This is a genomic window from Lignipirellula cremea (genome assembly GCF_056501455.1).
This window is the reverse complement of record NZ_CM151415.1, coordinates 1,187,003-1,206,220: the sequence shown is the minus strand read 5'-3', so window position 1 is coordinate 1,206,220 and position 19,218 is coordinate 1,187,003. Positions and strand designations below refer to the sequence as shown.

Here is a 19,218-nt window from a genome sequence, read left to right as displayed (position 1 = left end):
CTACTCCCGCCCTGTTTCGCAACTGATGTATCACGACACCCTGGCGGTCGTCCTCGCGGGCGGCAAAGGCGAACGACTGGAGCCGCTGACCCGGGATCGGGCCAAGCCGGCGGTTCCGTTCGGCGGCCTCTACCGGATCATCGACTTTCCGCTCTCGAACTGCGTCAATTCGGAACTGCGGCGGATCCTCGTCCTCACGCAGTACAAGGCGATGAGCCTGGACCGGCACATCGACCTCGGCTGGCGGCGCTTTTTCCATCGCGAACGGGGCGAACTGATCGACGTGCTGCCGCCGCAGCAGCGGATCGACGCCAACTGGTACCAGGGGACGGCCGACGCGGTCTACCAGAACATCTACGCCATCGAGCGTGAGCGCCCGAAGTACGTGCTGATTCTGGCGGGCGACCACATCTACAAGATGAACTACGCCCGGATGGTGGAGTTCCACGTGGAGAACTCCGCCGACGTGACGGTCGGCGCGCTTAACGTCACGCCGGAAGAGGCGTCGCAGTTCGGCGTGATGGAGATCGATCAGAACCGCCGCATCGTCGGCTTCGAGGAGAAGCCCGCGAATCCTAAAACGATCCCGGGCGATCCCGATCAGTGCCTGGCGTCGATGGGCATTTACGTATTCGACGCGGAGTTCCTGTACGAAAAGCTGCTGGCTGACGCGACGTGCCGAAACAGCCAGCACGACTTCGGCAAGAACGTGATCCCCTCGTCGATCGAGAACCACCGGGTCTTCGCCTATCCGTTCGAAGACGAGAATCGCAAGGACGAATCGTACTGGCGCGACGTCGGCACGATCGACGCGTACTACGACGCGAACATGGATCTCTGCCGCGTCGATCCGATGCTGAATCTGTACGACGAGGCCTGGCCCATCTGGACGCACCAGCCCAACCTTCCGCCGCCGAAGTTCGTCTTCGGCAGTCACGGCGGCTGGGACCGCGCGGGCCGCGCGCTCGACAGCAACGTCTGCGCGGGGAGCATCGTCTCAGGCGGCCTGGTCGAGCGATCCGTCATCGGGCCCCGCGGCAAGATTCACTCCTACTCGCACGTCTCCGATTCGATCCTGTTCGAAGGGGTCGAGATCGGACGTCACGCCGTCGTCCGTCGGGCGATCCTCGACAAGTGGATCCAGGTTCCGCCCGGGATGCAGATCGGCGTCGACCTGGAAGAAGACCGCCGCCGCGGCTTCGCGGTGAGCAAGAACGGCATCGTCGTCGTGTCGAAGGACAGCGATTTGTCGCAGTACGTGTGAGCACTGTCGATCTCTCGCCGTCCCGCGCTGGACAGAGGTCAGGAGACCTCTGCCGCGTCGACAGGGGCGGGGTCGGGAGACCCGCGCCCAGCGCAGCGCTTACGCAGGTTCGCGATGCCGATGGCGAGGTAGGCGAGCACGGCGAAGGCGCCGGTGAAGTACCACCAGCGAAACGCGGGCGGCGCCTGGGAAGTGAAGAAGTTGCCGCCCCGGCTTGGCGAGAAGAAGTCGGGCGGCAAGTCGGGGTCGAACTCCCACGCGTATCGCGTCAGGTGTTTCGTTGCTGATTCAGGCACCTCGGAGCCGCGTTCCTGAATCCAGGTCGCTCGTCGGCACGGGCGTGTCGTGCCATCGATGGTTTCGTACTCGAAGATGTCAGTGCGGCTCGCTGACCCCGCATGGAAGACCGAGTCGATGGTGTCGTCGAGACGCCGGACACGGTAGGAGGGAGCTGGTCCGACGACGATCCATCCTTCCTCAAGATCGCCGGCGAAGCTTTTCGCGGCAGCCAAGCCTGGAGCGCGCCGAAGAATGAACCCGCTATCGCTGAGCCGTTCTACCTCTTCGAAAACGCGTCCGAATACTTCCATCTCGAAGTTGTCGTCTTGGAACGCGAAATCCATCATGACGTCGCCTCCGAGGAGTTCGCCGAGAAGATTGCCCTTGTCGGCGATACCGAATACCTCCTGGAGTGCCGCAGGTTGGGATTCGTCGAAGGTTCGGCCGGCGTATTCCAAGCGCCATTGGCCCGTATCCCATCTGCGTTGCACTTCGAACGCCCGCCCGGCGCTCCAGACCCGTGACGGATATCCAAACTCCCTTGGCTCTGCGCAACGTTCGATTCGGAGCCGGGAATTGCCGTGTCGAATGCAAACCGTCTGCTGCTCGTCCGCGTCATCCGAGCTTACATAGAAAAGTGTATTGTCCATTGAAAGCTTTGCCTGCTTACGCCACGCCGAGGCGATCTCTTCAAGAACCTGCTTCCGTTCCGCTTGGTTCAGCGGCGTTCCCCGCGGCAGCGGCGGAGGCTCGTCGGGAACGGAAACTGTCGGGGGAAGGTCGGGCAGCGGGCGACCGAGCATCTGTTCCAGCGTCGGCGGCTCCGGATAGGTTTCGCCCGGTTTCGGTTGCACGTTGCCGAAGATCCAGAGACGTTCCAGTTGCGGCACGTCGAGCAGTTTCCGCTGCGTCTCGTCCGACGGGATCTGCTCGGCCATCAGCGTGACGATCGGATCGCGGGTTCCGAACGCCTGATCCCATGCTCGCTGCAAAATGCCGGGCGGTTCCTCGTTCGCCGGGTCGAAACTCGAATTGCCGGCACGGAGACTCTCCGACCTCCGCGTGATCCGCAGGCCGATTCCCTCGGCGGTCATGGCCTCGATCGCCGCCTGTTCCTTCGCGTCGATCAGACGTTCGTACCGCCACCAGCCGGCGACGCTGATGCAGAGCAGCATCGTCGCGAAGACCGACGACAGACCGAACCGCGAGAAACGAAGCAGGCCGGGTCGCGTCATTGGGCCGTTCGGCTGAATTGAAGAGAAAGCTTGAAAGCAGGGAGAGACTCTGCCGAAGGAGGTTCCGCCCTTCCGGCTCAGCGTAGCGAGGCGCCAGGGGCAGGTCACGCTGAATCGTTCGAACCGGTCTGCCCGGCGTCTTTCCCCTCCCGCTTCATGATGACGAGGCGCCGCTCGAGGCCGCCGACTTGTTCGGCGCGGGGGCGCGGAAGATAATGCCGGTCTTTCCGAGCCGCCGCCCGATCAGGCCGTCATGACCGAATCTCCGCCTGCCGCGATCGGCGTCGTCACCGTCTCCGACCGGGCCAGTCGAGGCGAGTACGAGGATCTCGGCGGGCCGGCGGTCGAGGCATATCTCCGCGAAGTCTTCGCGACGCCGATCGAAGTCGATCTCCGGGTGATCCCCGACGATCTGACGACGATCGAGGCGACGCTCATCGAACTCGCGGAGGCGGATCGTTGCCTGATCGTCACGACCGGCGGAACGGGCCCGGCCCCTCGCGACGTTACTCCGGAGGCGACGATCGCGGTCTGCGAGAAGTTGCTTCCGGGTTTCGGCGAACTGATGCGGAAAGTCTCGCTAGAGAAGGTTCCGACGGCCATCCTCTCCCGGCAGACCGCCGGCATCCGCGGACGGTCGCTCATCGTCAACTTGCCCGGCCAGCCCAAGGCGATACGCGAATGTCTCGATGCGGTCATGCCGGCGATTCCGTACTGCATCGATCTCATCGGTGGGCCGTTTCTGGAAACCGATCCCTCTCGCATCGTCGCGTTTCGACCGAAGGCGAAGTGACGAGCGCCCTGCGTCACGAACTTCACGAACGCCTGCGAAAGGCCGCGGCATGATCGAAGTCGTCGGCCTCTCCAAACGCTATCGCCAGGGCAGCGTCGTCGTCGACGCCGTGAAGAAGCTCACGTTCGAAGTGCGCGAGGGCGAGGTCTACGGCCTGCTCGGTCCGAACGGCGCGGGCAAGACGACCTCGATGCGGATGATCCTCGGGCTTCTGCCGGCGGACGAAGGGTACGCGGAAGTGCTCGGCTTTCGCAGCGACCGCGACCCCGAAAGCCTTCGAGCGCAGATCGGCCTGGTCTCTGCGCATGCGGGCGTCTATCCCTGGCTGAGCGTGCGGGAGACGCTGCGCTACTTCGCGTCGCTCTACGGCGTGCCGCATCGAACGGCGGAAGATCGCCTGGAGCGACTAGCTACCGATCTCGATCTGCGGGAGTTTCTCGACCGCCGGGCGAACGTGCTAAGCACGGGCCAGAAACAGCGACTTCATCTGGCCCGTGCGCTGATTCATGACCCGCCCGTGATGCTGCTCGACGAACCGACGCACGGTCTGGACGTGATCGGCAGCGAAGTCGTCTTTCGCTATATCGAGCGCCTTCGCAGCGAGGGCCGCTCGATCCTGCTGACCACTCATCATCTCGACGACGCCCAGCGGATCTGCGACCGATTCGGCCTGATGCATCGGGGCGAACTTCGGCTGGAAGGAACGTTCGACGAGTTGCGTGCCTCTTCCGGCCAGGATTCGCTGCACGGCATGTTCCGGGCCCTGCTCGCCTCCGATCCGTCGCGCCAGCCGGGAGCGCCGGTGGAATACTTCATCGCCGACGAGAACGGGGGCGGCTCATGAGATCCCCCGCCTCCGCCTCGCCGCGGCGCCCCGTCGGACTCTGGCCCCTCGCGCTCAAGGAGCTTCGCGAAACGCTGCGCGACCGGCGAACGCTGGTCACGCTGGTCGTCATGCCGCTGCTCGTCTATCCGCTGATGTCGGTCGTGATGCAGCGCTTCCTGTTCAGCGCCGTCGGCGACTACGGGGCCGATCCGCTGCGACTGGGCTTCGTCTCCGATGCCGACGGCGGAGCATTTTACGGCGCGTTCCGGCGGGCGGACGAAGTCTATCGCGACGCGATCGGACCGACCGCGTACGACGAGGAGGCGAAGCAGACCGGCCTAGAAGCGACGAACATGGAGGCGACGCAGGTCGACGACCTGGAAGAGGCGGTACGGAACGGCTCCGTCGATCTGGGCATCGTCTGGGAACAGAACGATCCGATTCGCTTTCGGCTCCTCCGGGTGCCGTCGTCGCCGCGCGGGGAAGCGGCCGCGAAGTTCGTCGACTCTCGATTCGAGGCGCTCCGTGACGCGCAGATCCAGGAGGTTCTCGCACGGGCGGAGATCGCCTATCGCCCGCCGGAGTGGTCGCTCGAACGGGTGCGGACGAAGGACGCCGGCTCGCCCCTGGCCCTGATCGTCCCCATCGTCCTGATCATGATGACGATTACCGGCGCGGTCTATCCGGCGATCGATCTCACGGCGGGCGAGCGCGAACGGGGGACCATGGAAATCCTGATGGCGTCTCCGGCGCCGCGGCTCTACCTCCTTCTGGCGAAGTACGTCGCCGTGGTGACGGTCGCTGCGCTCACCGCGTCGATGAACCTGACGGCGCTCGGCGTCACGGCGTGGGTCTCGCCTGCGATCCGGACGCTTTTGTTCGGCGAGCGGGATTTCTCGTTCGCGACGTTCGGGCTGGTCTTCCTGTTCGTGGTGCTGTTCGCCGCGTTTTTCTCGTCGCTGCTGCTCGCGGTGACGAGCTTCGCGCGCAGCTTCAAGGAGGCCCAGGCCTACCTCATTCCGCTAATGATCGCGGCCCTCGCCCCGGCGCTGGGAAGCATGCTGCCTGGACTGTATCTGACGCCGACGCTGGCCCTCGCGCCGGTGCTGAACGTAACGCTCCTGGCGCGGGATACGCTCGAGGGGACGGCGTCGCTTCCGGCGACCGCGGTGACGATCCTGGCGACGATTTTCTATGCCGCCGCGGCGCTCGGTCTGGCGGCGAAGTGCTTCGAACAGGACGGCTTCCTGATCGGCGGCGACGGCTCGCTCGACGGCATGCTCCTTCGTCCTGATCGACCGACCGCTCATCCTTCGGCAGGCGCGGCGGCCTTCAGCCTGGCGCTGCTGTTTCCCGCCCAGGTCCTGCTCGCAACGCTAGTCGGGGGCGCCATCGCGACCGCGGGAGTCGTTCCGGCGTTGATCGGCAACGCGACGGTCACGGCGTTTCTGTTCGCGCTCCTCCCGACGCTGTGGCTGCTGTGGAGTCGCGTCCGTCCTCTCTTCGAACTTCGGTTCGACGCGAGGTCGCTCCTGTTCGTGCCCGGACTGATCCTGCTGGCGCTGACCAGCTGGATTCCGGCTCACGAGATTATCGTGCTGACGCAAGTCGCGTTCGGCCAGATGATCGACCAGGAAACTCTCGAACGAGCCTCCGGCACGCTCGAAAAACTGGGGCAGGCTCCGCTCTGGCTCGTTCTTCTGACGCTGGCGTTCGTCCCTGCCGTTTCGGAGGAGATCTACTTTCGCGGAACGTTGCTCAGGTCGTTTCGGACCCGGCAAGGGATCTGGAAGGCGACGCTTTTCGCGGCGATCGCGTTCGGCGGCTTTCATGTCTTCTCGACGATGTTCACGCCCGAGCGTTTCCTTCCTACGGCGCTCCTCGGCGTGATGCTGGGCTACGTCTACTGCCGAACACAGAACCTCTTCGCGTCCACCGCCGTCCATTGCGCTCACAACGGACTGCTTCTGACGGCGGCCTTCTATCACGAAGAGCTTGCCGCGTGGGGCTTCGGCCTGGGTGGCGACGTGGCGGACGACGAACTGGCGCACCTGCCGATCGGCTGGATCGCGACGGGCGTCGTCGGAGTTACCTTCGGCATCGCCGCCATCGAGATCGCCCGACGATTGGGAGGCAGCGCCGAACCTTCCACGCCCCTCGAAACTCCTGCCGTTCATGAACGCTGAGTCGAAGGCTTCCGTGACCGTTCGCCCTGCCGATCTCTCGGATCCGTCGGACGCCGAGGCGGTCCTGGCGATGCTGGACGCCTACGCCCGGGATCCGCTCGGCATGTCGGCGCCCCTGCCGGAAGACGTTCGATCCGCGCTGATCGATCGGCTGAGAGAGGTTCGACACTGGATCGGACTGGCGTGGCACGGGGACCGGCCCGTGGGCGTCGCGGTCTGCTTCTTCGGCTTCTCGACCTTTCGCGCCAGGCCGCTGCTTAACCTGCACGATTTCGCCGTGATCCCCGAGGCGAGGGGTCTGGGCGTCGGAAAAGCTCTGATGGACGCCGTCCTCGCGGCGGCGAAGGAGCAGGGCTGCTGCAAGGTGACGCTCGAGGTTCGCAGCGACAACGACCGCGCGAAGCGGCTCTACGCCGGCGCCGGTTTCAGCCCGCTCGACACCGACAGCGACGCCTCGTTCGAGTTCTGGAAGCGGGACGTCGAGTAATTTCGGCGACTCGCTTCGCGGCGAACCGCGAACCTTTTCGCCTCATTGCTGCGCCGCGGGCCCCTCGATAGAATCGCCGTTTCCGTTCGGACTCCCTGGGACGCGAGAGGTGTCTTGCGCGGGGGTTTCGGCGGCTGCCTTTCGACCGTTACGCTTCGGCGGAGCGAGAACGCCCCCTATTAGTAGGAGTCGTTCGCGCAGGCCGTTCGGGCGGTCGACCATCACTCTCCCGGTATGAGCGCGCCTCGCAACCTGATCGTCGCCCAGTCGGGCGGCCCGTCGCCGGTCATCAACAACACCCTGCGAGGGCTCGTCGAAGCCGCTCGCGACCTGCCGGGCATCGGCAAGGTCTACGCCGCGGTTCACGGCATCGAAGGGGTCCTCAAAGAAGAGCTAATCGATCTGACGGCCCAGTCGCCGGAAGAGATCGCCCTTCTCCGCTATACGCCCGCCGCGGGCTCGATCGGCACCTGCCGGTACAAGCTGAAGGACCATCAGAAGGAAGACTTCGAGCGCTGCATCGAAGTCTTCAAGGCCCACGACGTCGGGCACTTCGTGTACATCGGCGGCAACGACTCGATGGACACGGCCAACAAGATCGCCAAGCTCGCCAACGAGCGCGGTCTGGACATGATCGGCATCGGCGGTCCGAAGACGATCGACAACGACGTCGGCGACTCCGAATTCAAGCTCATCGACCATACGCCCGGCTACGCGAGCTGCGCGAAGTACTGGATGCACCAGGTCCAGTACGCCAACGAAGAGAACGCCGGATCGTCTCCCGCCGATCCGGTTCTCGTGATGCAGGCCATGGGCCGGAAGATCGGCTACATCCCCGCTGCTGCGCGGCTGGCCGATCCGAACCGCGAGATGCCTCTGCAGATCTACCTGGCCGAGAGCCAGTGCACGCTGGAGCAAATGGCCGACCAGGTCAACGATCAGCTCAAAAAGGACGGGCGCTGCCTGGTCGTCGTGAGCGAAGGCTTCGACGTCGGGGAACTGGGCGTGCTGCGCGACAAGTTCGGCCACGCCATGTACGGCGCGAGCGAAACGACCGTCGCGCAGAACGTCGTCAACTATCTCAATAAGCGCGGCCTGCCGGTGAAGGGCGCCGCTCGCGGCAACGTGCCGGGGACGCTGCAGCGTCACTCGATGGCGTACGCCTCGTCCGTCGATCTGGACGAAGCCTATCGCGCGGGCCAGATGTGCGCCGAACTCGCCTCCAGCCGGCAGTCGGGCTACATGGCGACGATTCTTCGCAACGAAGGGGACATCTACAGCGTCCGCTACGACAAGGCGCCGCTGGAGAAGGTCGCCAATAGCGAGCGGCACTTCCCCGCGAACTGGATCACGCCGGCCGGCAACGATGTGACCGACGACTTCGTGAAGTACGCGATGCCGCTGCTGGGCGAGGGGATGGTCTCTCTTCCGATGATCGGCGGTCGCCAGCGGATGACCCGGCTGGAGAAGATCCACGCACCGCAGAAGCTGCCCGCGTACGTTCCGCAGGAAGATCGCGCGAAGAAGTAGATTCTTCCGTTCCGCGCTCGTGAACGAACCTCCTGAGCGGGGGACGAAAGTCCCCCGAGGCGGTACTGCGAGACGCGCGAAATCTCGGGTGACTGTCGTCCCCCGCTCAGGCGTATACGAATCCTGACCATCCTGACATCGCGACCATGCTCGATATCCCGAAGAAGCACGACTACCTCATCGCGTTCGACTCGGACGGCTGCGTCTTCGACACGATGGAGCTGAAGCACAAGGAATGCTTCATCCCGCAGATCATCAACCATTACGGTCTGCAGGCGGTCAGCAAGTACGCCCGGGAGGCCGCGGAATTCGTCAACCTTTACTCCAAGAGTCGCGGCATCAACCGCTTCCCGGCGCTGATCGAGGCGCTGGAGTGGCTGCAGAAGCGGCCCGAAGTGCAAGCCCGCGGGAAGAAGATCGAGATCCCCGCTTCGCTTCGCGGCTGGGTCAAGAACGAGACCAAGCTCGGCAACCCGGCGCTCGAAGCGAAGGTCAAGGAATCGAACGATCCCGAACTGACGAAGGCGCTCGTCTGGTCGAAGGCGGTCAACGAGTCGGTCGACGCGATGGTCCGCGACGTCCCGCCCTTTCCGTTCGTCGAAGACGTGTTGAAGAAGATCGACGGCAAGGCGGACGTCATCGTCTGCTCCGCGACGCCGAACAAGAACCTGCAGCTCGAATGGGCCGAGCACAAGATCGACGGCTACGTCGCGCTCATCGCCGGTCAGGAAGTCGGGACGAAGAAGGAGATCCTGACCCACTCCCAGGGCTATGACGCGAATAAGACGCTGATGGTCGGCGACGCGCCCGGCGACTACGCCGCTGCCAAGGCGAATGACTGCCTCTTCTTCCCGATCAACCCGGGCGACGAAGAGGCGAGCTGGGAAGAGCTGTTCAAGAACGGCATCGAGAAGTTCTTCGCCGGCACGTTCGCAGGCGATTACCAGAAGCAGCTTCTCGACAAGTTCGACAGCTATCTGCCCGAGAAGCCGAAGTGGAAGGTCGTCGGCTGATCGAGTCCGACCGATAGCGTCATCGCTTCTCCCGTAGGGCAGGCGCCCCGCCTGCTTTGAAACCGAGACAAGCTCCAAGGCAGGCGGGGCGCCTGCCCTACAAGAAACACGCTTCCCTAACGCGGTTATCAACGTCATGAGCGAACTTGCTGACTTCGGCCTGATCGGCCTGGCCGTCATGGGCGAGAATCTGGCCCTCAACGTGGAAAGCCGGGGCTACCGCGTCGCCGTCGGCAACCGCTCGCTCGACAAAGTCGACGAGTTCATGGCGACCCGCGCGAAGGGCAAGAACTTCATCGGCACGCGCTCCGTCGAGGAGATGGTCAAGAGCCTGAAGCGTCCCCGCAAGGTGATGCTGATGGTCAAGGCGGGCCCCGCCGTCGATCAGCTCATCGAGCAGCTCGCTCCGCTGATGGAGCCGGGCGACGTCATCATCGACGGCGGCAACACCTACTACGCCGATACCGAGCGCCGCACCAGGACGGTCGAAGAGAAGGGCCTGCTCTTCATCGGCACCGGCGTCTCCGGCGGCGAAGAGGGAGCGCTCAAGGGCCCCAGCATGATGCCGGGCGGCAGCGAAAAGGGCTGGCCCCTCGTGAAGGAAATCTTCCAGGCGATCGCCGCGAAGGTCGGTCCCAACGAAGACATCCCCTGCTGCGAGTGGGTCGGCGCTCGCGGCGCGGGCCACTACGTGAAGATGGTCCACAACGGTATCGAGTACGGCGACATGCAGCTCATCTGCGAAGCCTACTGGATGCTGACCCACGCGCTCGGCCTGACCAACGACGAACTGTACGAAGTGTTCGACGAGTGGAACCGGGGCGAGCTGCAGAGCTACCTGATCGAGATCAGCCGCGACATCTTCAGCGTCAAGGAAGAGGACGGCAGCTTCCTGGTCGACAAGGTCCTCGACGTCGCCGGCGCCAAGGGGACGGGCAAGTGGATGAGCCAGCTCGCGCTCGACCTCGGCGTTCCCAGCACGCTGGTCACCGCCGCCGTCTTCGCGAGAGCGCTCTCCGCGCTGAAGAAGGAACGCGAGCGGGCGTCGAAGATTCTCCCCGGACCGAAGAACGCGCCCAAGATCGGCGCCGCCGAGAAGAAGCAGTTCATCGAGGCCGTCCGTCGGGCGCTCTACGCGTCGAAGATCTGCTCCTACGCCCAGGGCTTCGTCCAGCTTCAGGCCGCGTCGAAGGAGCACGACTGGAACCTGAACTACGGCGACTGCGCCCTCCTGTGGCGCGGCGGCTGCATCATCCGGGCGCAGTTCCTCGACCGGATCAAGGAAGCGTTCGATGAGAATCCGCAGCTCGAGAACCTGCTGATCCATCCCTTCTTCACGAAGATCCTGGCCGAGTCACAGGAAGCCTGGCGCCAGGTGATCGTCGTCGCGACGCAGATGGGTCTGCCCGTCCCGGCGTTCAGCACGGCGCTCGGCTACTACGACAGCTACCGCAGCGCCAACCTGCCGGCGAACCTGCTGCAGGCTCAGCGGGATTACTTCGGCGCCCACACGTTCCAGCGGACCGACATGGAAGGCACCTTCCACGCGGAATGGCTGCAGCGCCGCACCGAGCCGAAGGCGTAGGTTCGCTTTCGACGCGTTTCTGAGCGGGGGACGCGAGTCCCCCGAGTCTTGTAGGGCAGGCGCCCCGCCTGCCATCGAAGCGGCAAGACGGCGCATGGCAGGCGGGGCGCCTGCCCTACAAGAGACCGACATGACCGCATTCGTCGAAGAGCTATTCGGCCTCAAGGGCCAGACGGCGGTGATCGTCGGCGCGACCGGCGTGCTCGGCGGCGCGCTGGCCAAAGGCGTCGCTCAGGCGGGGGCGAACGTCATCGTTTCCGGTCTGAACAAGAACCGGGCCGAAGAACTGACGAAGGAGATCGAAGGCCTCGGCGCGAAGGCGGCTCCCTGCGTGGTCGACGCCTCCAGACCTGAGTCGCACAAGACGCTTCTCGACGAAGCGATCGCACAGTTCGGCGGCTGCGACATGCTCGTCAACTGCGCGGGGGTCAACGATTCGACGCCTTACGAGGAACTGACGCCGGAGGCTTGGCTGCGCGTCTTCCGTATCAACGTCGACGCGACGCACTACGCCTGCCAGGTCTTCGCTCCCTACTTCGCCGAACGATCGCAGGGCGGCGCGATCCTCAACATCGGCAGCGTCACCTGCGACAAACCCCTGTCGAAGGTCTACGCCTACTCCGCGTCGAAGGCGGCGGTCGAGAACCTGTCGAAGAACGTCGCCCGAGAGTACGCACCGCGCGGCGTGCGGGTGAACGTGCTCTGTCCCGGCTTCTTTCCTGCCGAGCAGAACAAGAAGCTGCTCGACGAAGGTCGAACGGAGAGCATTCTTTCGCAGACGCCGATGGGTCGGTTCGGCGAACCCGACGACCTGATCGGCGCGACGATCCTGCTCCTCTCGCGGAACGCGGGACGCTTCATCACCGGCGCCACGCTCTACGTCGACGGCGGCTTCACCGCGATGCGGTTCTAGTCGGAGTCCGATTCGCTCAATCGCATGCGCCTGAGCGAGGGGATGAAAATCCCCCGAGCTTCCAGAGCGAGTTCGGATTCGGACTCGGGCGGTTCACGCCCCCCCCGCTCAGGAACTGCGAACGATCCGCTAAAATCGCGGCTTCGTACGACTCTCGCGCAAGAAGCTTCGTCCATGGCTCATTCCGTCGTGATCTTCGGCGCCTCCGGAGATCTCACCAGTCGCAAGTTGATTCCGGCGCTTTACTCGCTCTTCTGCAAGGGCGGACTGCCGGAAGACACGATCGTCGTCGGCGTCGCCCGCAGCGAGTTCTCGCACGACCAGTGGCGGGACGAACTTCGCGAGAAGGCGAAGAAGTTCCTCGGCGCCTCCTACCGCGACGAGACCTGGCACGACTTCGCGAAGCGCGTTTTCTACTGCCCGGGCGATCTGACCGAGCGGGAGGACATGCTGCGGCTGGCGGAGTTCCTGAAGCAGACCGAGCCCTCCGCCGACTGCACGCGGCTCTATTACCTGGCGACGATGCCGCAGCTTTACGAGCCGGCCATCGCGCAGCTCGGCGCCTGCGGCATGGTCGATCGCCACTCGTCGCATCGCCGCATCGTGATCGAGAAGCCGATCGGCACCGACCTCGCCAGCGCGAAGCGGCTGAACGAGGCGGCGCAGAAGGTCTTCTCCGAGGACCAGATCTACCGCATCGATCACTACCTGGGCAAAGAGTCGGTGCAGAACATGCTCGTTCTGCGATTCGCCAACTCGATCTTCGAGCCCCTCTGGAACCGCAACTACGTCGATCACGTCCAGATCACCGTCGCCGAGGAAGTGCCCGTCGGCAGCCGCGCGGGCTACTACGACAAGTCGGGCGTGCTGCGCGACATGTTCCAGAATCACCTGCTGCAGCTGTTGATGATCACGGCGATGGAGACGCCGAGCCGGTACGAGGCCGACCTCGTCCGGGACGAGAAGGTGAAGGTCCTCCGCGCGCTGCGCCCCATGACGGGCGAAGACTTCGCCGAGCGGACGGTCCGCGCCCAGTACGAGGGCTATCTCCAGGAGAAGGACGTCCCCGCAGATTCGCAGACGGCGACCTTCGCGGCGCTGAAGCTCTACATCGACAACTGGCGCTGGAACAACGTGCCGTTCTATCTCCGGTCGGGCAAAGCCATGTCCTGCCGGACCACGCAGATCGTGATCCAGTTCCGCGAGCCGCCGCACATGCTCTTCACCGCGGGCAGGAAGTCGGTCCGGCCGCAGGCGAACCGGCTGGTGATGCAGATCCAGCCTGCCGAGGGGATTCATCTGGAATTCCAGACGAAGGTTCCTGACGCTGGGATGGCGCTCCGTTCGAGTGACCTCGACTACAGCTTCGATCGGGAATATCACGGGGAGATGCCCGACGCTTACCAGCGTCTGCTGCTTGACGCGCTGCTGGGGGACGCGAGCCTGTTCGCCCGCAGCGACGAGGTCGAACTCGCCTGGGCGGCGATCGATCCGATCATCGCCGCCTGGCAGAGCCCCTCCGCTCCGCCGGTCTATTCCTACCCCGTCGGCGACTGGGGCCCTGCCTACTCCTACGAATGGATGGAACGCCAGGGACGTCAGTGGTATGACGTCTGCCCGGTGTTGCACTGACGTTCGTTGCCGACGGACGCTCGCGTCGTCCCGGAAACAGGAAATACGCGCCGAAGAGTGGAAATCGCTCGCTGGAACAGCTACGCTCCAAGACGCCGGCGCCGGAAACGAATGACGATTACGTCGACCGTCCGGCTAAGGTGCGAGAGTAGCTGACCGCCACCTCTCCTCGGATCAACATCCATGACGACTGTGCTTGGGCGCTCGCTGCGCCGCTGCTTCCTGCCGCTGACGCTCGCGGCATTCGCCGGTATCGCCTGGGACGCTCCCGTCGCGTTCGCTCAGGAGGATCCGTCGACCGCCGACACGAAGGCCGACGCCGATCCGCCGAACAAGGACGAGAAGTCCCCGTCCGACGAAAAGCCGAAGACGGACGAAGAGAAGCAGCCGGCGAATGACGAAAAGGCCGGCGAGAAAAAGTCGGAAGAGGCGAAGCCGGCGGAGAAGGCTGCCGCCGCTGAGAAGCCCAAGACGCACAAGGTGAAGGAGGGTCCCTTCCGCGCGACGCTGAAGGTGGAGGGGACCTTCGAGCCGGAGGAGACGACCGAGTACGTCCTGCGGCTCAAGGAATGGGCGCCGCCGAAGAACACGCTCGAGGTGCTGGAGGCCGTGCCGCACGGCAGCCGGGTGGTCAAGGGGACGGTCCTGGCGAAGCTCGACGCGGAGGATCTGGAGAAGGCCATCGAGGACGCCGAACGAAGCGCCGTGACCGCGACGCTCGACGCCACGTTGGCGGAGATCGAACTCGCGGCGCTCAAGAAGCTCACGCCGATGGAGGCGACGGAGGCGGAACGCGGGGTCGCCTACGCGACCGACGATCTGAAGCACTTCCTAGAAATCGAGAAGCCGCTGGAACTCGAACAGGCGGAGTTCATGCTCGCCTACCAGCGCTTCAATCTGAAATCGGCGGAGGAAGAGCTCAAGCAGCTTCAGCAGATGTACGACGCCGACGATCTGACCGAGGAGACCGAAGAGATCATCCTCGAGCGGACGAAGATGGCGGCTGACATGGCCCGCGTCCGTCTGAAGGAATACGAAGCGACGCACCAGCGGATGATGCAGGTGCAGTTGCCGCGTGCGGAACTCGCCCGGACCGAGGCGACGACGAAGACGCAGATCTCCCTGGAGAAGACCAAGACCCAGATCGAAGCCGCCCTGAAGAAAGCGGAACTGGCGGTCGAGAAGGCGAAGCTGGGCACGACCGAGACCGCGGAGCGGCTGGCCGATCTGAAGGCCGACCTCAAGACGCTGACCGAGCTGAAGGCCCAGTCCTCCGGGTACGCCTACTACGGCAAGCTTCGCGACGGCGAATGGTCCGGCGCCGACGTCATGCGGGAAGCGCTTCGCAGCGGAGGCCGCCTCCCTCCGGAACAAGTCTTCCTCACCGTCGTCAGTCCCAAAGTCTCCCGCGTGCGGATCGAGATCGACGAGAAGAATCTCCATCTGCTGAAGGCCGGCATGCGGGGCGAGGCGAACGCGGTCGCGTATCCCGACGACGATTTCGAAATCCGCGTCGAGTCGATCGATACGGTCCCGATCGTGCCCGGAAAGTTCGTAGGTCGCCTGACGCTCCCCGCGCCGAGCGAGGGTCCGTTCGTGCCCGGCATGAAGTGCGAAGCCGAGTTGGTCACGCTGGAAAAGAAGTCCGCGGTCGCGGTTCCCAAGTCGGCCGTCTTCGAGGACGAAACGACCGGCGACGACGTGGTCTACCTGCCCGGCAAGAAGAAGCCGGAGAAGCGGGTCGTGAAGAAGGGCCCGGAAAGCGGCGACCGCGTGCTGATCGTCTCCGGCCTGAAGGCGGGCGACGAGATCCTGCTCGAAAAGCCCGAGGAGAAGTCGGAATGATCGTCCGACCGGCTCGCAGTTCGACCCTGCTCCTCCGCTTCGTCCGTAGCGGCATGATCGCGGCCTCGTTCGTCGCGTGTGCGGCGGCAGCTCCTGCAGGTGCGCTCGCGAAGGAAGGCGAAGCCGTTTCGACGACAGCGGAGGAGGAGAAGCTCCCGCCGCGCGTCGAAGCCGTCGAACCTCCTACCCCGGAAGAATTGCAGGCCGCGATCGATCGGGGCGTCGCGTTCCTGGTCGCCGATCAGAACGCCGACGGTTCGTGGGGGAGCGCGACCGATACGAAGGAACTGAACATCTATGCCCCGATCCCCGGTGCGCATCATGCGTTTCGCACAGGCACGACGGCGCTCTGCATCACCGGCCTGATCGACGTCGAAGCCCATTCGACCGGATCCGATGTCGAGGGGGCGAAGCAGGCGCTCGCGCGGGCGGAGGACTGGCTCATCGACCAGCTTCCGCGGCTGCGCCGTGCGACGCCCGACGCGCTCTACAACGTCTGGGGGCACGCCTACGCGCTCCAGGCGCTCGTGCGGATGCACGCGAAGGAGGAGCGGACCGAACGCAAGGAAAAGATCGCTGCGCTGATCGCGGAACAGTTCGACAAACTCGATCGGTACGAATCGGTCGACGGCGGCTGGGGCTATTACGATTTCCGCGTCGGATCGCAGAAGCCCGCGACCGACTCGATCAGCTTCGTGAACGCGGCGGTCCTCGTCGCGTACGCGGACGCCCGGGACGCGGGGTTCGAACCGCCGTCGCGGACGGTCGATCGGGCGATAAAGGCGACGGAGCGGCAGCGCAAGCCTGACTTTTCGTATCTCTACGGCGAGTACCTGAAGGACAGGCCGCTCGCGCCGATCAACTGCCCGCCGGGCAGCCTGGGCCGGTCGCAGGCCTGCAACGTCGCCTTACGGAAGTGGGGCGACGAGAAGGTGACCGACGAGGTTCTCGATACCTGGCTGCATCGGCTCTTCGCGCGGAACTACTGGCTCTCCATCGGACGGAAACGCCCTATTCCGCATGAGTCGTACGCGCAGGTGGCGGGGTACTTCTACTACTTCGGGCACTACTACGGCGCGCTCTGCATCGAGGAGCTGCCCGAGGAGAAGCGGGACTTCTTCCGCGCCCACATGGCGAACACGCTGCTCGCGCTTCAGGAGAAGGACGGCTCGTGGTGGGACTATCCGCTGTACGCCTACCATCGTCCCTACGGCACCGGCTTCGCGTTGCAGACGCTTGCGCCTTCGCGGAAGTAGAGCGGGCTCGCTCACCGGTTTCTATCCGGTCAATCTTCCCTCTCCAGTTCGGCCATGAACTCGTCATGGTCCATGACGTCGCCGGCGTCAGCCTGTGCGATGCCGATCTCGATGCTGCGAATCAGGAACAGCGTACGGAGGATGTCGTCCATCGAGACGTCATCCGGCAGACGCTGAACGGCCGCGAGCACGCGTTCCTTCGTCTTCATCGATTCGCCTCATCAGCGGGTCGCCGACGCCTACTCCGTCGGAAACAGCGTGTGCATCAGATTCCTGGACCCGAGCATTCGCGGCACGACGAAGGTTTCGCCTGCGTAGAAGCCGGCGCTCGCTCCGGCGGAAAGGGCGGCCCCGCGGACGCGGTCGAAGACATACGCTTTCTCGGGCGGGAACTGCGTTTCGTACCGGGCGATGGAGCGGATCTTCTGCTCCAGCGTGTCGCCGATATCGACGACGAAGTGGCTCGCGAAGCCTTGCAGGTAGTTCGGCTCGAACGCCAGACGGAAGTAGAGCTGGGCCGAGATCGTGTGGGGCGGCAGGTATTCGAACTGGTCGTCCCACTTCGTCAGACGCGAATAGAACACCGCCGCGTCGGTGAGCTGCATCGCCTGCCAGTGATCGGGCGACGCCATCGGCGTCTTGTCGCCGAAGCCGATCACGACCCGCGGCCGATACCGTCGGAACTCGATCGCCAGCTTCAGGCGGCTCTCGTAATCGTCGAACAGCCGGCGATTAGGCAGATCGAGCGTCCTGCGAACCTGCACGCCCAATTCCGCAGCGGCGGCGGCGGCCTCCTTCAGACGGACTTCCGGCCCCGGAGACCTCGGCGTCGGTTCGCCGTCGGTGAGGTCGATGATTCCGACGCGATAGCCCTGATGCACGAGCTTCGCCAGCGTGCCGCCGCAGGCGATCTCGACGTCATCGGGATGGGCGCCGACGGCGATCACGTCGAGCGGTTCGGGCAGGTCGATCGCGGATGCGGAATCGCTCATCGTGTCCTCTTCGTAGGGCGGGTCATTGACCCACCATGTTCGGCGCGAGCTGCCCACTCGGAGGTGGGTCGATGACCCACCCTACGGAGAGAAGCGCTACGCCGGCTTGACCGCCTTGAGCAGGAAGCTCGGCGCCACCGCCTCGAAGCGGACGCGATCGAACTGCTCGACGCCGCGGGCGATGTTGATCATCCAGACGTCGCACTCGCCGGCAGCTTTCTTCATCGCCTGCTGCACGCCGGAGAGATTTTCGATCGAGCCGACGTTCACGACGAAGCGTCCGCCCGGTTTGAGCCTGGCGAAACCCGCCTCGACCAAGTGCATGATCTCCTTCATCGATCCGGCGAGGAAGATCGCGTCGGGATCGGGAAGCCCCTCCCAAACCTGCGGCGCGGCGCCGAGCGCGGGAACGACGTTCGCCGCGCCGAAGCGCTCGGCGTTCTCCCGGATCAGACCGTGATCTTCGGGATCCATCTCGATCGCGTAAGCCGTTCCCTCCCGCGCGATCAGCGCGGCTTCGATGGCGACCGAGCCGCTGCCCGCGCCGACGTCCCACACCACGCTGGCGGGCCCAGATCGAGCTGCGCGAGCGCGACGCTGCGGATTTCGTGGGGCGTGAGCAGGCCCGACTTCGGCTTCGACTGCAGGAAGGCGTCGTCGGGGTTGCCGAACATCCGCATCCCGAGTCGCTCAATCGGTCGATCGGGGACGCCCGGCTTGCGAACCAGAATCATGATGTTCAGCGGACCGAACGACTGCTTCGCGATCTCCGCGATGTCGTCGGTGGTGACTCGTTCGTCGGGCGATCCGAGGTTCTCGCAGACGTAGGCGAAGTAGTAGTCGAGCCCCCGGCCTATCAGTCGCTTCGCGACCTCGTTCGGCGGCGTCTGGGCCGTGGTGAACAGGCCCGCCTTGCCGGCGATGCGGATCTTCTCGATGACTTCGTCCAGCGGCCGGCTGCTCAGGTCGACGAGGTACGCATCGTCCCAGCTTTCCTTCACGCGGGCGAAGGCGAGTTGCATGCTGCTGACGTGCGGGATGACCTCGAAGCGGTCCTTCCCGAGCGCGTCGCAGAGATAGCGGGCCGTGCCGTAGAAGAGCGGGTCGCCCGTCGCGAGGACGACGATCCGTTTGCCCTTCGATTCGCGGATACGGCCGATCACGCGAGCGAGATCGGCGCCGAACGGCATCCACTCGCTCTTGAGGTCGAGCGATTCGCGGAACTCCTCGGCCTGCTGCATCCAGGGCTCCGACCCGATCACCAGATCGGCCTGGGCGAGCGCGTCGCGCGACCGCACGCCGAGACCGGACAAGCCGTCGTCGCCGATGCCCAGGACGTAGATCTTCTCCTCCGCCATAGATTTCCTCGGGAGATCTTTTGA

At 64.7% G+C, this 19,218-nt stretch carries 17 protein-coding genes; 12 read left to right on the top strand and 5 right to left on the bottom strand.

All coding sequences use genetic code 11. From position 1 onward, the window contains the following. Positions 1–25: 25 nt before the first annotated feature. On the top strand, positions 26–1,264 hold the full coding sequence (gene glgC, locus SH602x_RS04755) for a glucose-1-phosphate adenylyltransferase (protein ID WP_479475703.1): 1,239 nt from the start codon (positions 26–28) through the stop codon (positions 1,262–1,264). Between the two features lie 38 nt (positions 1,265–1,302). Here the strand turns inward: glgC and SH602x_RS04750 are convergent, their stop codons facing one another. Further along, a complete protein-coding gene (locus SH602x_RS04750) occupies positions 1,303–2,535 on the bottom strand; it encodes a hypothetical protein (protein ID WP_479475702.1) in 1,233 nt (410 codons plus the stop codon). Between the two features lie 496 nt (positions 2,536–3,031). On the opposite strand from SH602x_RS04750, the gene mog reads away from it, so the two are divergent. The 11 genes from mog (at position 3,032) to SH602x_RS04695 (ending at position 16,844) form a co-directional block, all read left to right on the top strand. Then, a complete protein-coding gene (gene mog / locus SH602x_RS04745; protein WP_479475701.1) occupies positions 3,032–3,571 on the top strand; it encodes a molybdopterin adenylyltransferase in 540 nt (179 codons plus the stop codon). Positions 3,572–3,620: 49 nt separating this feature from the next. Next, positions 3,621–4,415 carry an ABC transporter ATP-binding protein gene (locus tag SH602x_RS04740; protein WP_479475700.1) on the top strand — a complete coding sequence of 265 codons (795 nt, stop codon included), beginning with the start codon at positions 3,621–3,623 and terminating at the stop codon, positions 4,413–4,415. Then, positions 4,412–6,583 (top strand): ABC transporter permease subunit/CPBP intramembrane protease, encoded by a 2,172-nt coding sequence (locus tag SH602x_RS04735; protein WP_479475699.1) that lies wholly within the window; start codon positions 4,412–4,414, stop codon positions 6,581–6,583. The genes SH602x_RS04740 and SH602x_RS04735 overlap by 4 nt, the downstream gene beginning before the upstream one ends. Further along, positions 6,573–7,070 carry a GNAT family N-acetyltransferase gene (locus tag SH602x_RS04730; protein ID WP_479475698.1) on the top strand — a complete coding sequence of 166 codons (498 nt, stop codon included), beginning with the start codon at positions 6,573–6,575 and terminating at the stop codon, positions 7,068–7,070. The genes SH602x_RS04735 and SH602x_RS04730 overlap by 11 nt, the downstream gene beginning before the upstream one ends. A 234-nt stretch (positions 7,071–7,304) precedes the next feature. After that, a complete protein-coding gene (locus SH602x_RS04725) occupies positions 7,305–8,600 on the top strand; it encodes a diphosphate--fructose-6-phosphate 1-phosphotransferase (protein ID WP_479475697.1) in 1,296 nt (431 codons plus the stop codon). A gap of 146 nt (positions 8,601–8,746) precedes the next feature. Then, positions 8,747–9,613, top strand: a complete 867-nt coding sequence (locus SH602x_RS04720) for an HAD family hydrolase (protein ID WP_479475696.1) — start codon at positions 8,747–8,749, stop codon at positions 9,611–9,613. 136 nt (positions 9,614–9,749) lie between these two features. After that, positions 9,750–11,198, top strand: coding sequence for a decarboxylating NADP(+)-dependent phosphogluconate dehydrogenase (gnd, locus tag SH602x_RS04715; protein ID WP_479475695.1), 1,449 nt, complete (start codon positions 9,750–9,752; stop codon positions 11,196–11,198). Between the two features lie 130 nt (positions 11,199–11,328). After that, entirely contained in the window at positions 11,329–12,111 is a 783-nt protein-coding gene (locus SH602x_RS04710; RefSeq protein WP_479475694.1) for an SDR family NAD(P)-dependent oxidoreductase, read from the top strand. A gap of 174 nt (positions 12,112–12,285) precedes the next feature. After that, positions 12,286–13,743, top strand: a complete 1,458-nt coding sequence (gene zwf / locus SH602x_RS04705; protein ID WP_479475693.1) for a glucose-6-phosphate dehydrogenase — start codon at positions 12,286–12,288, stop codon at positions 13,741–13,743. A 183-nt stretch (positions 13,744–13,926) separates the two neighbouring features. Next, the gene (locus tag SH602x_RS04700; protein ID WP_479475692.1) at positions 13,927–15,588 is read left to right on the top strand and encodes a permuted SH3 domain-containing protein; all 1,662 of its coding nucleotides are present in this window, start codon (positions 13,927–13,929) and stop codon (positions 15,586–15,588) included. Then, positions 15,585–16,844, top strand: a complete 1,260-nt coding sequence (locus SH602x_RS04695) for a prenyltransferase/squalene oxidase repeat-containing protein (RefSeq protein WP_479475691.1) — start codon at positions 15,585–15,587, stop codon at positions 16,842–16,844. The genes SH602x_RS04700 and SH602x_RS04695 overlap by 4 nt, the downstream gene beginning before the upstream one ends. 29 nt (positions 16,845–16,873) lie before the next feature. On the opposite strand, the gene SH602x_RS04690 is transcribed toward SH602x_RS04695, so the two are convergent. The 4 genes from SH602x_RS04690 to cbiE form a co-directional block, all read right to left on the bottom strand. Continuing rightward, complete coding sequence (locus SH602x_RS04690) at positions 16,874–17,053, bottom strand: hypothetical protein (RefSeq protein ID WP_479475690.1); 180 nt, start codon at positions 17,051–17,053, stop codon at positions 16,874–16,876. Between the two features lie 30 nt (positions 17,054–17,083). Continuing rightward, entirely contained in the window at positions 17,084–17,836 is a 753-nt protein-coding gene (locus tag SH602x_RS04685; protein WP_479475689.1) for a PIG-L family deacetylase, read from the bottom strand. Positions 17,837–17,932: 96 nt separating this feature from the next. Next, positions 17,933–18,397: a precorrin-6Y C5,15-methyltransferase (decarboxylating) subunit CbiT gene (cbiT, locus tag SH602x_RS04680; RefSeq protein ID WP_479475688.1), complete on the bottom strand. Its 465-nt coding sequence runs from the start codon at positions 18,395–18,397 to the stop codon at positions 17,933–17,935. After that, positions 18,343–19,194: a precorrin-6y C5,15-methyltransferase (decarboxylating) subunit CbiE gene (gene cbiE / locus SH602x_RS04675; RefSeq protein ID WP_479475687.1), complete on the bottom strand. Its 852-nt coding sequence runs from the start codon at positions 19,192–19,194 to the stop codon at positions 18,343–18,345. Before cbiE ends, cbiT begins: the two co-directional genes overlap by 55 nt. Positions 19,195–19,218: the final 24 nt, after the last annotated feature.